Origin of the sequence: Clostridium sp. DFI.5.61 (assembly GCF_024462915.1) — a bacterium.
Lineage (GTDB): Bacteria > Bacillota > Clostridia > Oscillospirales > Oscillospiraceae > Lawsonibacter > Lawsonibacter asaccharolyticus.
Genome location: NZ_JANGBZ010000001.1, coordinates 215,921 through 229,634, shown reverse-complemented (window position 1 = coordinate 229,634; position 13,714 = coordinate 215,921). Strand labels below are relative to the sequence as shown.

At 61.9% G+C, this 13,714-nt stretch carries 16 protein-coding genes; 15 read left to right on the top strand and 1 reads right to left on the bottom strand.

What is annotated here, in order from left to right:
- Positions 1–58 precede the first annotated feature (58 nt).
- Positions 59–1,237, bottom strand: a complete 1,179-nt coding sequence (locus NE584_RS01550; RefSeq protein WP_082203603.1) for a Gfo/Idh/MocA family protein — start codon at positions 1,235–1,237, stop codon at positions 59–61.
- A gap of 253 nt (positions 1,238–1,490) precedes the next feature.
- Here NE584_RS01550 and NE584_RS01545 point away from each other — a divergent pair, with 253 nt between their 5' ends.
- The 15 genes from NE584_RS01545 to fmt all read left to right on the top strand — a co-directional run bounded on the left by NE584_RS01545 (position 1,491) and on the right by fmt (position 13,701).
- Positions 1,491–1,745 carry a DUF3343 domain-containing protein gene (locus NE584_RS01545; RefSeq protein WP_050624842.1) on the top strand — a complete coding sequence of 85 codons (255 nt, stop codon included), beginning with the start codon at positions 1,491–1,493 and terminating at the stop codon, positions 1,743–1,745.
- A complete protein-coding gene (locus NE584_RS01540; protein ID WP_256181507.1) occupies positions 1,742–2,872 on the top strand; it encodes an aminotransferase class V-fold PLP-dependent enzyme in 1,131 nt (376 codons plus the stop codon). Before NE584_RS01545 ends, NE584_RS01540 begins: the two co-directional genes overlap by 4 nt.
- A gap of 261 nt (positions 2,873–3,133) precedes the next feature.
- Positions 3,134–4,006, top strand: a complete 873-nt coding sequence (gene cdaA / locus NE584_RS01535) for a diadenylate cyclase CdaA (RefSeq protein ID WP_050624840.1) — start codon at positions 3,134–3,136, stop codon at positions 4,004–4,006.
- Positions 4,003–5,232 carry a YbbR-like domain-containing protein gene (locus NE584_RS01530; RefSeq protein WP_050624839.1) on the top strand — a complete coding sequence of 410 codons (1,230 nt, stop codon included), beginning with the start codon at positions 4,003–4,005 and terminating at the stop codon, positions 5,230–5,232. Before cdaA ends, NE584_RS01530 begins: the two co-directional genes overlap by 4 nt.
- A gap of 42 nt (positions 5,233–5,274) precedes the next feature.
- Entirely contained in the window at positions 5,275–5,700 is a 426-nt protein-coding gene (locus tag NE584_RS01525) for a SoxR reducing system RseC family protein (protein ID WP_050624838.1), read from the top strand.
- A gap of 10 nt (positions 5,701–5,710) precedes the next feature.
- Positions 5,711–6,583 carry a DUF5685 family protein gene (locus NE584_RS01520; RefSeq protein ID WP_050624837.1) on the top strand — a complete coding sequence of 291 codons (873 nt, stop codon included), beginning with the start codon at positions 5,711–5,713 and terminating at the stop codon, positions 6,581–6,583.
- Positions 6,580–7,200 carry a DnaJ domain-containing protein gene (locus NE584_RS01515; protein ID WP_050624836.1) on the top strand — a complete coding sequence of 207 codons (621 nt, stop codon included), beginning with the start codon at positions 6,580–6,582 and terminating at the stop codon, positions 7,198–7,200. The genes NE584_RS01520 and NE584_RS01515 overlap by 4 nt, the downstream gene beginning before the upstream one ends.
- A 1-nt stretch (position 7,201) precedes the next feature.
- Entirely contained in the window at positions 7,202–7,726 is a 525-nt protein-coding gene (locus NE584_RS01510) for a hypothetical protein (protein WP_050624835.1), read from the top strand.
- 28 nt (positions 7,727–7,754) lie between these two features.
- Positions 7,755–8,633, top strand: a complete 879-nt coding sequence (locus tag NE584_RS01505; RefSeq protein ID WP_108981207.1) for a YicC/YloC family endoribonuclease — start codon at positions 7,755–7,757, stop codon at positions 8,631–8,633.
- 13 nt (positions 8,634–8,646) lie between these two features.
- Positions 8,647–8,913 (top strand): extracellular matrix/biofilm regulator RemA, encoded by a 267-nt coding sequence (gene remA, locus NE584_RS01500; protein ID WP_050624833.1) that lies wholly within the window; start codon positions 8,647–8,649, stop codon positions 8,911–8,913.
- Complete coding sequence (gene gmk / locus NE584_RS01495; protein WP_256181503.1) at positions 8,910–9,527, top strand: guanylate kinase; 618 nt, start codon at positions 8,910–8,912, stop codon at positions 9,525–9,527. The genes remA and gmk overlap by 4 nt, the downstream gene beginning before the upstream one ends.
- Complete coding sequence (gene rpoZ / locus NE584_RS01490) at positions 9,524–9,718, top strand: DNA-directed RNA polymerase subunit omega (protein WP_050624831.1); 195 nt, start codon at positions 9,524–9,526, stop codon at positions 9,716–9,718. The genes gmk and rpoZ overlap by 4 nt, the downstream gene beginning before the upstream one ends.
- 44 nt (positions 9,719–9,762) lie before the next feature.
- Positions 9,763–12,261, top strand: coding sequence for a primosomal protein N' (priA, locus tag NE584_RS01485; RefSeq protein ID WP_256181502.1), 2,499 nt, complete (start codon positions 9,763–9,765; stop codon positions 12,259–12,261).
- A 22-nt stretch (positions 12,262–12,283) separates the two neighbouring features.
- Positions 12,284–12,775 (top strand): peptide deformylase, encoded by a 492-nt coding sequence (def, locus tag NE584_RS01480; protein WP_050624830.1) that lies wholly within the window; start codon positions 12,284–12,286, stop codon positions 12,773–12,775.
- Entirely contained in the window at positions 12,772–13,701 is a 930-nt protein-coding gene (gene fmt, locus NE584_RS01475; protein WP_256181499.1) for a methionyl-tRNA formyltransferase, read from the top strand. The genes def and fmt overlap by 4 nt, the downstream gene beginning before the upstream one ends.
- The last annotated feature ends 13 nt before the right edge of the window (positions 13,702–13,714 follow it).

The following is a 13,714-nucleotide window of genomic DNA, read 5'->3' as shown; positions in this document are numbered from 1 at the left end:
GGGCACCGGAAATTCCGGTGCCCGCGCTCTGTGAAGAGAATAGCAAGGAGGTGTAGGATCAGAAATCGATGCGGCGGCCTTCCTCGGCGGACTGATAGGCGGCGTACATGATCTTGGTGGTCTCGTAAGCCAGAGCAAAATCAGAGGAGGGCGTCTTATCGTAGGCAATGGTCTCCATGAAGTCCTGGAGCTCACCCATGTAGCCGCGAATGATCTCATCGGAGACAAAAGCCTTGTTCCAGCCCAGCTTGGCGGGCAGCATCTCGGAGATGTACACATCATCCAAGCCCTCTTCATCCAGGAAATAGGTGTTCAGGATGTCAGTGGGGGTGATGTTGCACATCAGGGAGCTGTCGTTGCTGTAAACCTCGATGTAGTTCTTGGTGCCGCCCAGTACGGTGTCACTGGCGATGGTCAGGCACTTGGTCCCGTCGGAGAAGGTAACGGTGACGGCGGCGTAGTCCTCCACGTCTTCGGGACGGGCGGCGATGTGGCGGTGCTCATGCTCGCTGAGGCAGGCAGTGGTGACGCCCACGTCGGCGGAGACACTCTTGACAGTAATGGTCTCTCCCCGGGCCAGGGCCTCCTGCTGCTTCAGCCACAGCATGCCAGTGAGGGGATGGGTACCGGTGCGGACCAGGATGCCGCCGCCAGTCTTGTTCCACTTGCCAGCCACGGGGGAGCTGGAGCCTTTCAGGCTCTCCTCACCCTTCATGAACAGCACCTTGCTCTTCTTGGCGCGGATGATCTCAGCGGCCTTCTGGACCGGAGTGGCATAGACGAAGTTCTCGGCGTACAGGAACTTCTTGTCGGTAGAGTCCACCACTTCCTTCAGCTCATCCATGATGGCCATGACCTCTCGATACATCTTGGCCTTCTCGGTCCTGCCCACATTCTCCTCGCCGGGCTTGCCGAAATAGCCGGTGAGAGGCTTCTCACAGATGACATGCTTGCCGGCCTTCAGGGCCTTGATGGCCATGGAGCAGTGGAGGAAAGGAGGAGTGACGATGTCGATGACATCGATCTCCGGGTCTGCCAGCATATCGTCAAAGTTAGTGATGGCCTGCTCATAGCCATAGCGCTCCTTGACCTGATTGGCCAGATCCAGGTTCAGGTCACAGACGGTCTTGAGGCGGATGGGCACTCCACTGACCTTTTCATAGCCGTTGCCGTGGAGATGCGCGGCATAGCCGGCTCCGATGGTGCCGATGACCACGGGTTTTACCTGCTTGTTCATAGAAAGTTCCTCCTTCATGATTTGTGAAAGGCTCACGGGCTTTTCAGATTTGATAGACTCAATATAGGGGAAATCACACAAAAAGTCAAATGATGCTTTTTCATTCAAAATTGAAAAAATTTAATGCAGGGCAGGCGCATCCAGACCGCAGTATCCGGCAGCCCGCTGCCAGCATACATTGTATTGAGAGGGTATCCCCTCCCGGCCGCGCCGTCGGCTGCGGCCACCCGTACTCCAGGAAAGGAACTATGCCATGCTCTATTATCTAATCGTGTGCCGATCCCTGACTTACGCACAGCGGACCGCCTCCGCCCTGGAGCGGGCAGGGATCACGGCTCATATCATGCGCTCCCCTAAAAGCATCGCGGGGGAGGGGTGCAGTCATTCCGTGAAGGTCTCTCAGCGGAATCTGCCCGATGCGTTAAGAATACTGCACCGAACAGAGCTGGACCCCCGCCGGGTCTATATCACGGCGGGAGACGGCAGCTACAAGGAGGTGCAGCTGTGATCTATCTGGACAGCGCGGCCACCTCTCTGCAAAAGCCGCCTGTGGTCGCCCGCGCCTGCTCCTACGCCATCTCACATTATGCCAGTCCGGGCCGAGGTGGTCACAAGCCGGCCATGGACGCAGCAGCAGCGGCCTTTGCCTGCCGGGAGGCGGCAGCCCGCCTGTTCCAGGTCCCCAAGCCGGAACAGGTGGTCTTTACCAACAATGCCACCCACGGCCTGAATATCGCCATAAAGGCCCTGGTCCGTCCGGGAGGGACAGTGGTCATCTCCGGATATGAGCACAACGCGGTCACCCGGCCGCTCCACGCCATCCCGGATGTGACGGTCCGGGTGGCGGCCGGACAACTGTTCCGGCCGGAGGAGACCGTGGAGGCATTCCGAAAGGCCCTGACCCCGGAGGTGACTGCGGCTGTATTCACCCATGTATCCAATGTGTTTGGAATGATCCTCCCCATCCAGGAGCTGGCCCGGCTTTGCCGGGAACGGGGGGTCCCCTTCATCCTGGACGCGTCCCAGTCAGCGGGCTGCCTCCCGGTCCATCTGGAGGAACTGGGGGCAGCCTTCATCGCCATGCCGGGCCACAAGGGGCTGTACGGCCCCCAGGGGACCGGTCTTCTGCTCTGCGGACAGACCCCGCCACCTCTGCTGGAGGGGGGCACGGGAAGTGAATCCATCCGGCAGGAGATGCCGGACTTCCTGCCCGACCGTCTGGAGGCGGGGACCCACAACATCGCCGGGATCGCCGGGCTGCTGGAGGGACTGCGCTTCGTGGAAAAGCAGGGGGTACAGTCCATCGGCAGCCATGAGCAGGCCCTGACCGTCCAGATGGGGGAGTCTCTCGCCCAACTCCCGGGGGTGGAGGTGTTCCGGAGCAAAGACCCCAGCCAGCAGGCCGGAGTACTCTCCTTCCGGGTATCGGGGATGGACTGTGAGGAGCTGGGGGAGGCGCTGGGCCGCCGGGACATCGCCCTGCGTTCCGGGCTCCACTGCGCCCCGCTGGCCCACCGGACAGCTGGGACACTGGAGACCGGGACCGTGCGGGCCAGCGTCTCCGCCTTCAACGTCCCCCAGGAGATCCCACGCTTCGTCCGAGAGCTGAGGCAGATCCTCAGCGAAAAGCCGTAAGACCTTACAAGGCGTCAAATGCCAGAGATCTTGAAGAGAGATCCCTGGCATTTTTTCTGTCCGGCTCCTGCCGGAACGGCCGGAGCCCAGGGCAGGTCCTGCCCTGCAGCCTATCCGGCGTCAGGGGTGACGGGAGACATATTCATGAAATTTTCATTCTTTCCTTCTCGTTTCATGTTGCCAACTTCCGCGGAATATCGTATAATTATCAAATAGGTAATTGGGCAGACCCATGCGGGCCTTTTGAAAAGAGGAGATTCCATGAGCGAACTCATACAGAGGATGCCGGCAGTCGTTCAGACCATTCGCCTGTCCGACCTGGTGGATATCGCGATCCTGTCTATCGTCATATACAAACTACTCTGGATGGTGCGGAAGACCAGCTCTGGGCGGGTGCTCCGGGGGATTATGATCGTGGTGGTGGCCATCTGGGCCTCTGCCGAGTTCAACTTATACGCCACCAGCTTCGTGCTCAACCGGGTAGTGGAGTACGCCATTCTGGTGCTGGTCATCCTGTTTCAGCCGGAGATCCGCCGCTTTCTGGAGCGGGTAGGCAGCAGCAGGATGAGCAAGGTCTTCGTCCAGCCCCCAGAGGCCGCCCACGACATCGACAGCGCCATCTCCCAGACTGTGGAGGCCTATACCTCCCTGTCCAAGGACAAGGTGGGGGCGCTGATGGTCTTTGAGCGGGCCAACCTGTTGGACGAGGTCATCAAAACCGGCACGGCGCTGGACTGTGCCGTCTCCAGCGAACTGCTGAAGAACCTGTTCTGGAACAAGGCGCCACTCCATGACGGGGCGGTCATCGTCCGTAACGGCCGCATCGTGGGGGCTGGCTGCATGCTGCCCCTCTCAGGCAACACCAACCTCAGCCGTGACCTGGGGATGCGCCACCGGGCAGGCATCGGCATGAGCGAGCACTCTGACGCGGTGGTAGCCATCGTCTCGGAGGAGACCGGTTCCATCTCGGTGGCGGTGGGCGGCATGCTCAAGCGCCACCTGGCCCCTGAGACCCTGGACCGCCTGTTGCGCAATGAACTGAAGACGGACGAGGATGACGGGGAGAAGAAGAGCGACCTCTTCCCCCTGGTCGCCGCCCTGTTCAACCGAGGGAAAAAGGAGGGGACAGAATGATCCAGCGTATCCAGAACAGCAAGTGGGTCTTTGTCCTGATCTCCGTCTTTTTGGCCGTGATCTTCTGGATGTACGTCCGCAACGACCTGGACCCCCCGGGGAGCCGGACGATCTACAACGTACCGGTGACCCTGACGGGAGAGACTATCCTGGAGAGTCAGGGGCTCACTATCACTGCGGTCTCTGACACGGCGGTGGACCTGAAGATCACCGCCCCTATCAGTATCCTGAACAAGCTGAGCAACCGCAATCTCAGCGTGACCGTGAACGTGTCCCAGTGTACCGAGGGGGAGCAGATCCTCCAGTATGACGTGAACTGGCCCCGGGACGTGAGCACAGCGGAGATCACCAAGGAGTCTCAGGAGCCTGCCGCTATCACCGTTATGGTGGCACGGCTGTACTCCAAGACCTTTGAGATCCAGCCCGTGCTGAAGGCCAGTATCGCCCCGGGCTACCAGGCGGGCCAGATCACCATCAGTCCAGAGACCGTGACCATCAGTGGCTCGGAGGAGGCGGTCTCCAGGGTGGCGAAGGTGGAGGCGGTGCTGGAGGGCGAAGAGCTCAACACCCGCTTCTCCGGCAATGTTCCTCTCGTTCTGCTGGACGCAGAGGGGAACGAGCTGACGGATCTGGAGATCAACATGGACACAGATACCACCTATGTGACCATGCCGGTCTATGTGGTGAAGGAAGTTAAGCTGACCGTAGACTACACGCCGGGCGGCGGTGCCACCGGCGAGGATGTGACCTCGGCCATCATCTTCCCGGACTCTATCACCATCGCCGGCTCAGAGGAGGACGTGTCCAAGGTAGAGGAGATCTCGCTGGGCAGTATCGACCTGTCCAAAGTGGTGGGGACCAACAGCTTCACCCTACCCATCGAGCTGGACTCCAGCCTGGAGAACGTCAGTGGCATCACAGAGGCCGTCGTCACGGTGACCATATCCGGCCTGTCCACCCGTACCTTCAACGTGACCAACATCGATTATGACAATGCACCGGAGGGCTATCATGTGGAGGTGGCTACCGAGTCCTGCTCTGTGGTGGTGCGAGGCAGCGAGGAGCGCCTGGAGGACATCTCTGCCAGCCAGCTGCGCATCGTGGCAGACCTGTCCAATGTGATGACGGTGGGCTCCGTCTCCGTCCCAGCCAGAGTGTATCTGGACTATAACAGTGAGGTAGGCGTCATTGGAGAGTACTCTGTTGTGGTCAACATCAGCAGATAGTAAAAACGGTTTTTGAGGCAAAACTTTGGAGGCAGCAGCATCATGAGTCAAAATGCCATTGTAAAAAAAGTGGTCCATCCCGGTGTGGTGGAGGTGTCCCTTATGCGCCAAATGGAGTGCGGCCTGAGCTGTTCCAGCTGCGAGGGCTGCCCCCAGCGCCCCAAGGAGGAGATCCTGGCCCTGGCCTCTGATCCGCAGGGGGGGGCCAAGCCGGGGGACTGGGTGGAGGTGGAGCCCGCCTCCGGCAGCGCCATCGGCTTCGCCCTTCTGGTCTTTTTCCTCCCCTGCGTCTTTCTTCTGGGGGGATACCTCATCGGCAGGCTTCTGGGTCTGGGAGACGGGGGTTCCATCGGAATGGCAGCCGCGGGGCTGGTCCTGGGCTTCGTTCCGGCGGTCCTGATCAACCGGACCATCACCCGGCGGAAGACCCCGGAATTCACCGTGCTGGGGTATCTTCACAGCGTGTGAGGAGAGCCCTGTGTTTGGATATGTCCGGCCTGTCCGGGAGGAACTGAAGTGTAAAGATTTTGACCTTTATCGTGCCACATACTGTGGGCTCTGCCGGGAACTGCGGCGGAAATACGGCCTGCTGGCACCCATGTTCCTCAATTTTGATTTCACCTTTCTGGCCCTGCTGCTCTGGCCGGCAGAACAGCGGTTCGTCCCCTGCCGCGGCAGGTGCCACGCCAATCCGCTGGCCAGAAAGGAGATGTGTCCCGCTGATCCGGCCCTGGAGGCGGCGGCGGACGAGAGCATCATCCTCACCTACTGGAAGCTGCGGGATTCTGCTCGGGACGACGGCCCCTTCAGCGGCCTGCCAGCCAGAGGGCTGGCCCTGCTCCTAGCTCCCGCCTACCGAAAGGCGGCGGTCTGCCGGCCGGAATTTGACCGGACAGTCCGTTCCTGCCTGGAGGAGCTGACAGGGCTGGAGGCAGAAAACTGCCCCTCAATCGACCGGACGGCCGACACCTTCGCCCGCATCCTCCAGGCAGCCGCGCCCCCCTCTGAGGACCGGAGCCGGGATCGGGCGCTGGAGCAGCTCCTCTACCACTTGGGGCGGTGGATCTATCTCATCGACGCCCGGGACGATCTGGAGGAGGACCGCGCCTCCGGCTGCTATAACCCTGTCCGCGCCCGATATGGGGAGGGAGGGGACGACCAGGCGCTGGCCCTGACTCTGGAGCACTCCCTAAATTTGGCCCGCTCCGCGTTCTGCGTACCGGACTTTGGCTGCCGAACCCCTGTGCTGGAGAATATCCTCTATTTGGGGCTCCCCATGATCCAGCAGGCCGTCTTTGATGGCAGCTGGTCCCGTCTGAAAAAAGAAAAGATTTGGAGAAAACCTACATGAACGATCCGTACAGTGTTTTGGGGGTCAGCCCCAATGCCAGCGATGAAGAGATCAAAAAGGCCTATCGTGAGCTCGCCCGGAAGTACCATCCGGACAATTATCAGAACAATCCCCTGGCCGATCTGGCTGAGGAGAAGATGAAAGAGATCAACGAGGCCTATGAGACCATCACCAAGCAGCGCAGCGGAGGTGGGGGCTCTTATCAACGTCCGTCCGGCGGATACGGCGGGCAGAGCTATGGCGGCGGATACCAATACAGTCATCAACAGAGCGGCTCCGCCAACCCTACCTACGCCCGCATCCGGAACCTGATCAACAGCGGAGATCTGGGGACGGCGGAGCGCCTGCTCAACGAGGTGCCCCAGAAAAACGGGGAGTGGTATTTCCTTTCCGGCAGCATCGCCTACCGGAAGGGCTGGCTGGATGAGGCGATGCAGAACTACTCCCTGGCCTGCCAGATGGACCCAGGGAACATGGAGTACCGCCAGGCCCTGGCCATGATGCAGCAGGGGGGACAGGCATACCGCCCCTACGGATACAGCGGAGGGATGGACGGTCTGGACTGCTGCACCAGCCTGCTGTGCCTGAACTGCCTGTGCGGAGGGGGGCACTGCTGAGATGGCCTCTTTTCACACCACCAGCCGCCGCACCGCGGTTGCCGGGGTCCTGGCAGCTGGGAGCCTGGCCGTGCTCTGGCTGGCCTGTATGGTTCCGTCAGGGCGCATCGGCCTGACCGGCGCGGCCGGTCTGTTTCCGGTGGCCGCGGTGCTGGCCGCCGGACGGGCGGCGGGCTATCTGTGCTGGGCCGCATCCGCCCTGCTGGGGCTGTTCCTGCTGCCGGACAAGGGGGTCGCTCTGCTCTACCTGATCTTCTTGGGGCTCTACCCGGTAGTCAAAAACAACATCGAGGGCCTGCGGCGCCTGCCCCTGGAGTGGCTGTGCAAGCTGGCCTGCTTCAACGCGGCCCTGTCTCTCTTCTGGTTCGCGCTGCGGGCGCTGTTCCTGCCCGATCCCCCTGTGTGGCTGGGGGAGAGGACCTGGCTGCTCTATCTGGCAGGGAATCTGATCTTCGTCCTCTATGACGTGGGCCTGTCCCGCCTGATCGCGCTGGTGATGGCCCGGATGCCGGGGCGCCGCCGCTGAAATCAAAATAAGGAAGTGAACCGCACCAATGGTGAAAAGCATGACCGGCTACGGCCGGGCGGAGCAGAGCCTGAACGGGCGTACCATCACGGTGGAGCTCCGTTCCGTCAATAACCGATATCTGGATTGCTCTATCCGCATTCCCAGGCTCTATCTGTTTGCGGAGGATGGGCTGAAGTCTCAGGTCCAGAGTTCCATTTCCAGGGGAAAGGTGGATGTCTTCGTCACAATAGACAGCGCAGGCGCCGCCGGCGTGAAGGTCTCCATCAATCGGCCGGTGGCGGACGGATACTGCGCTGCCCTGCGGGAGTTGGCCCAGAGCTATGGGCTGTCCGATGACATCTCCGTCTCCCTGCTCTCCCGATTTCCCGATGTGCTGCTGGTGGAGAAGGAAGAGGAGGATGCGGAGCAGGTCGCCCAGGACATCAGTGCCGTCATGGAACAGGCGCTGTCCGACTTTGACCGGATGCGCAGCCGGGAGGGCCAGAAGCTATCTGATGACATCCTGACCCGGGCGGACACCATTGAACGCCTGGTCACCCTGGTGGAGGAGAGATCCCCCCAGACCGTGGAGGAATACCGGGCTCGTCTGGAGGCTAAAATGAATGAGGTGCTGGCCAACACCCAGCTGGACCCGGCCCGCATCCTCACAGAAGCGGCCATCTTTGCTGACAAGGTGGCGGTGGACGAGGAGACGGTGCGCCTGCGCAGCCACCTGGGGCAGCTGCGGCACATGCTGGCTCAGGGCGGAGCCACCGGGCGCAAGCTGGACTTTCTGATCCAGGAGTTCAACCGGGAGGCCAACACCATCGGCTCGAAGTGCAGCGACATCGAGATCGCCCGCTATGTGGTGGATATCAAGGCTGAAATCGAGAAGATCCGGGAGCAGGTCCAGAACATCGAATGAGGGGGCGGGACATTTGAAGCTCATCAACATCGGATTTGGCAATATGATCTCCGCCGGCCGGCTGGTGGCTATTGTGTCGCCGGATTCGGCCCCCATTAAGCGCATGGTGCAGGAGGCCCGGGACCGGGGCACGCTCATCGATGCCACCTATGGCCGCCGGACCCGGTCGGTGCTCATCATGGACAACGACCATCTGGTTCTCTCAGCGCTTCAGCCGGACACTGTGGCCAGCCGTCTGGAGAGCCGGGAGGCCCCTGAAGCAGAGGAGGATGAGGAATGACCAAAAAGAAAGAGAAGGGACAGCTCATCGTTTTGTCCGGTCCATCCGGTGTGGGTAAGAGCACCGTGATCGCAGAGCTTTTGGGCCAGCGGAAGGGGATCTATTTCTCTGTGTCCTACACCACCCGCCGGCCCCGGGTGGGAGAGGCAGACGGGATCAACTACAACTTCGTCTCCCGGACGGAGTTCGAGAGGATGATCGCGGACCAGGAGCTGCTGGAATACGCGGAATATGTGAACAACTACTACGGCACCTCCCTGAAGATGATCCAGGAAAAACTGAACGCCGGCATCGACGTTCTGCTGGACATCGAGGTGCAGGGGGCGGCAAAGGTTCGGGCCCGATGCCCTGAAGCCATCTTTATCTTTATCATCCCGCCCTCCTTTGAGGAACTCTCCCGCCGTCTCCACAACCGGAACACGGACAACGAGGACGTGATCGCCGGCCGGCTGGAGAAGGCGAAGATAGAGTTCCGGGAGATCCCGACCTACGACTATCTGGTGATCAACGACAAGGTCTCCAACGCAGTGGAGGAAATCGAGGCCATCCTGGTGGCCAATGAGTGCCGGGTGGACAACCGCAGAAACATTTTGAAAGGGGAATTTTCGTTATGATGCTTTATCCTGCTATGAGAGATCTGCTGGCTAAGGTGCCCAGCCGCTATCAGCTGGTCAATGTGGTGGCCTGCCGCGCCCGGCAGATTGCCAGCGAGGCGGAGACCGCCGGCGTCCCTCTGGACGACAAACCGGTGAGCATTGCCATCCGCGAAGTAGCGGAGGGTCAGCTGGACGTGTCTGAATCGTAAGCAGGCGGCGAGGAGCAAGCGGAGGGAGGCTTCCCACGCTTGCTTTGCCTTGTACGGAAGAGGAGGGGATCGGTATCGGGAGAGTGGTGGCCAAGGTGGCGGTATCCAAAGCGATCTACGCCATCGACAAGCCCTATGACTATCTGGTCCCTCCGGAGCTGGAGGGACAGGTACTGCCCGGGATGCGGGTGGCCGTCCCTTTCGGGAGCGGAAACCGTGGGTCGGATGGCATCGTGCTCTCCCTGGAACGGCAGGAGGAGAACACACCCACACTGAAGCCGGTGCTGTCCTGTCTGGACGACGCTCCCGTCCTGGATGAAAAGGGGATCCATCTGGCCCTGTGGATGCGGGAGCGGTACTTCTGCACTGTCAGCGACGCGGTGAAGGCCATGCTCCCGGCGGGGATGTACTTTGCCCTGCGGGACAGCGTGACCTTAGTCCCCGGGCTGGAGCCGGAACAGATCTGGGATCTGCTCTCGGACGCTCCAGCTGCCGCCAGGCTGGCGGAGATGCTCTGCTGCTGGGGGGGGAGCGGGGACATGACCCAGATCCACACCGCCTTTGGCGCCAAGGACCCCACCCCCGCCATCCGGGTCCTTCTGGACCGGAAGATCGCGGTACTGGAGACCAGCGCCCAGCGGGCGGTGGGGGACAAGACAGAGCGGCTGGCCGTGCTGAATATGCCGGCAGAGGAGGCCATGGAGCTGGTCGCCTCCAGACGGAAGCGAGCTCCCCTGCGCTACGCGGTGACGGAGCTCCTCTGCACTCTGGGGGCGGCCTCCACCAAGGAGCTTTGCTATTTTACCGGCGCCTCTCCCGCCACGCTGCGATCTCTGGAAAAGAGCGGCATCCTCACCCTGGAGAAGCATGAGGTGCTCCGGAGGGTCCGGGTAGAGGACGTGGAGCCCGCCGGACCGGTGGAATTAAATCAGGAGCAGGAGGCGGCCTTCCGCGGCCTGGACCGGTTCTGCCTCCGGGGGGAGGCGGGCGCCGCCCTGCTGTACGGCGTCACCGGCAGCGGAAAGACCCAAATCTATATCCGCCTGATCCAGGAGGTGCTGGCCAGGGGGCAGACCGCCATGGTACTGGTCCCGGAGATCTCCCTGACGCCCCAGCTGCTGCGGGTGTTTGCCTCCCACTTTGGGGAGCTGGTGGCGGTGCTCCACAGCTCCCTGCGCAGCGGAGAGCGGTACGACGAGTGGAAGCGGGTCCGTTCTGGCGCGGCCCGGGTGGTGCTGGGCACCCGTTCCGCTGTTTTTGCCCCTCTGGACCACATCGGGCTGATCGTGCTGGACGAGGAGCAGGAGAGCAGCTATAAATCAGAGAACGCCCCCCGCTACCATGCCAGGGACGTGGCAAAATACCGCTGTGTCCAGCATAGAGCGGTGCTTCTTCTGGGCTCAGCCACCCCGGCGGTGGAGTCCATGTACCAGGCCAGGGAGGGGCGCTACCGTCTGTTTACCCTGAGCCAACGCTTCAACCAACAGGCCATGCCGCAGGTCCGCATTGTGGATATGAAGCGGGAGCTGCGGGCGGGGAACTGCACCGCCATCAGTGCGGAGCTGCGCCGGGAGCTGGCCTGCAACCTGGAACGCGGGGAGCAGAGCATCCTGTTCCTGAACCGCCGGGGCAGCAGCCGCATGGTCTCCTGCGGGGAATGCGGACAGGTCCCGGAGTGCCCACGATGCTCGGTGCGGCTGACCTACCACTCCGCCAACGGAAGGCTGATGTGCCATTACTGCGGCTATTCTGAGCCCCTTCCCCCTGCGTGTCCTTCCTGCGGCGGCAGGCTGAACTTTATCGGTGTGGGGACCCAGCGGGTCCAGGAGGAACTGGAGGCACTGTTTCCCGGGATCGAGATCCTCCGCATGGATGCGGATACCATCTCCGCCGCCCACCCCCACGAGGAGCTTCTATCCCGATTTCAGAAACAGCGCGTCCCCATCCTGGTTGGGACCCAGATGGTGGCCAAAGGGCTGGACTTTGACAATGTGACCCTGGTGGGGGTGGTGGACGCAGATCTGTCCCTCTATGCCGCCGACTTCCGCGCCGGGGAGCGCACCTTCTCTCTGATCACCCAAGTGGTGGGCCGGGCCGGCCGCGGGGAGAAGCGGGGGAGAGCGGTGATCCAGACCTACACCCCGGACAACGACGTCATCCGTTTCGCCGCCGGCCAGGACTATGACAGCTTCTATGAGCAGGAGATCCAGCTGCGCCGCCTGCGGGACGAGCCGCCCTTTCGGGACATCCTGGTGCTGACCGCCTCCGGCCCCGACGAGGCGGGGGTGCTCCGGGTGTGCACCCGGCTGAGGCAGTTTTTGGAGAGAGAGCTCCCCAAACTGCCCGATCAGTCCTTCCGCTTGCTGGGTCCCGCGCCGGCAGTCATCGCCAGAGTCAACAACCGGTATCGATACCGCCTCACACTGGTCGGACAGGACAGCCGCCCTCTCCGTTCCCTGATCGCCGCCCTCCTCCGGGCGGTGCGGCAGGACCGGGAGAGCCGGGGGACTTCTGTATTTGCCGACCTGAATCCCATGGATTGATTATGCAAAGGAGAAATGTTTCATGGCGCTTCGAGAGATCATCAAAAAGGGGGACCCTGTCCTCGAGAAACACTGCCATCCGGTCACACGCTTCGATCAAAAGCTGTGGGATCTGCTGGACGACATGCGGGAGACCCTGGCCCAGGCCAACGGGCTGGGCCTGGCCGCGCCCCAGGTGGGCATCCTGCGCAGAGCGGTCCTGGTGGTCAACGACCAGGAGGAGATGCTGGAGCTGATCAACCCTGAGATCATTGCCAGCGAGGGGGAGGAGGACGGCCTGGAGGGCTGCCTCTCCGTGCCCGGTTACTGGGGCTATGTGAAGCGTCCCGCATGGGTGAAGGTCCGGGCCCACGACCGGAACGGAAATGAGTTTGAGACTGAGGGGACAGGCATGACCGCCCGGTGCTTCTGCCACGAGCTGGCCCACCTGGACGGACAGCTCTACACGGATCTGGCCGACCGGATCTACACCACCGAGGAGCTGGACGCCATGCTGGAGGAGCAGGGGAAATGACGATTCTCTTTATGGGCACCCCGGATTTCGCTGTCCCGTCCCTAGAGGCGCTGATTGCCGCAGGACACACCATCTGCGGCGTATTCACCCAGCCGGACCGGCCGAAAAACAGGGGAATGAAGCTCCAGGCACCACCTGTAAAGCGAATAGCCCTTGCATATGATATTCCTGTTTTCCAGCCCGTTACTCTCAAGGACGGCACTGCCCTGGAGGAGATCCGCCAGCTGTCCCCTGAGCTGATCGTAGTGGCGGCCTACGGCCGTCTCCTGCCCCGGGAAATTTTGGAGCTGCCGGCCAAGGGGTGCATCAATGTGCACTCCTCCCTGCTCCCCAAGTACCGGGGGGCTGCCCCCATCAATTGGGCGGTGCTCAACGGGGAGGAGGAGACCGGGGTCACCATCATGTATATGGCCCAGGAGCTGGACGCGGGGGACATCATCGCCCAGGCGTCCACCCCGATCGATCCCGAAGAGACGGTGGAGTCGGTTCATGATCGGCTGGCCGGGCTGGGCGCCCGGCTGCTGGTCCAGACAGTGTCCCGGCTGGAGGCCGGAACGGCGGAGCGTACCCCCCAGGACGGGGAACGGGCCACCTATGCGCCCATGCTTTCCCGGGAGCTCTCTCCCATTGATTGGACCCGCCCGGCCCGTGAGATCCACGACCAGATCCGGGGGCTGATCCCCTGGCCTGCCTCCAGCACCGACCTGCTGGGTGCTGGTGTGGTGAAGGTGTTTGGCGGTCGAGAGACCGGGGAGTCCACCAGCCGGCGGCCCGGCACCATCCTTTCTGCCGACAAACGGGGCATCCGGGTCGCCTGTGGAGATGGAAAGGTGCTCTGCTTGACAGAGCTTCAGGCGCCTGGAAGTCGACGGATGTCTGCGGCAGACTATTTGAGAGGACACCCTGTTTCGGCGGAAGAGGATTGAGACCCATTCAGAA